Origin of the sequence: Paracoccus sp. UBA5162, assembly GCF_002413585.1 — a bacterium.
Classification (GTDB): Bacteria; Pseudomonadota; Alphaproteobacteria; order Rhodobacterales; family Rhodobacteraceae; genus Paracoccus.
The window spans coordinates 15,635-16,199 of the sequence record NZ_DHXG01000099.1; the positions used below are offsets into that span (position 1 = coordinate 15,635).

General features: G+C 64.4%; 1 protein-coding gene. It reads left to right on the forward strand.

Translation table 11 applies throughout. The features are described from left to right. Positions 1-565: ABC transporter ATP-binding protein (locus B4A72_RS15860; protein WP_292979097.1), on the forward strand; the 565-nt coding region annotated here is incomplete at both ends.

A 565-nucleotide genomic window follows, 5' to 3' on the forward strand; every position in this document is an offset into this window, starting at 1 on the left:
GATCCGTCCGGCGACGCGGACTGGGCGCTGAAGCCGATGAACCTGACATGGCGCGACGGCGGCGCCTACGCGCTTCTGGGCAGTTCCGGCTGCGGAAAATCGACCCTGCTGAACATCATATCCGGGCTGCTGGTCCCCTCGCAGGGCCGCGTCCTGTTCGGCGAGACGGACGTGACCGGCCTGCCCACGCTTGATCGCAACATCGCGCAGGTGTTTCAGTTCCCGGTCGTCTACGACACCATGTCGGTGCGGCAGAACCTGGCCTTTCCCCTGAAGAATCGCGGCCTGGCCGAGGATGTGATCAAGTCGCGCGTCGCCGAGGTGGCCGAGATGATCGGCATGACCGACGTGCTGGACCGCCGCGCCCGCGGTCTGACCGCAGATGCCAAGCAGAAGATCAGCCTCGGGCGCGGCATGGTCCGCCAGGATGTGAACGCGATCCTGTTCGACGAGCCGCTGACCGTGATCGACCCGCACATGAAATGGGAATTGCGCACCCAGCTGAAGGATCTGCATCGCCGTTTCGGCCATACGATGATCTATGTCACCCACGACCAGACCGAGG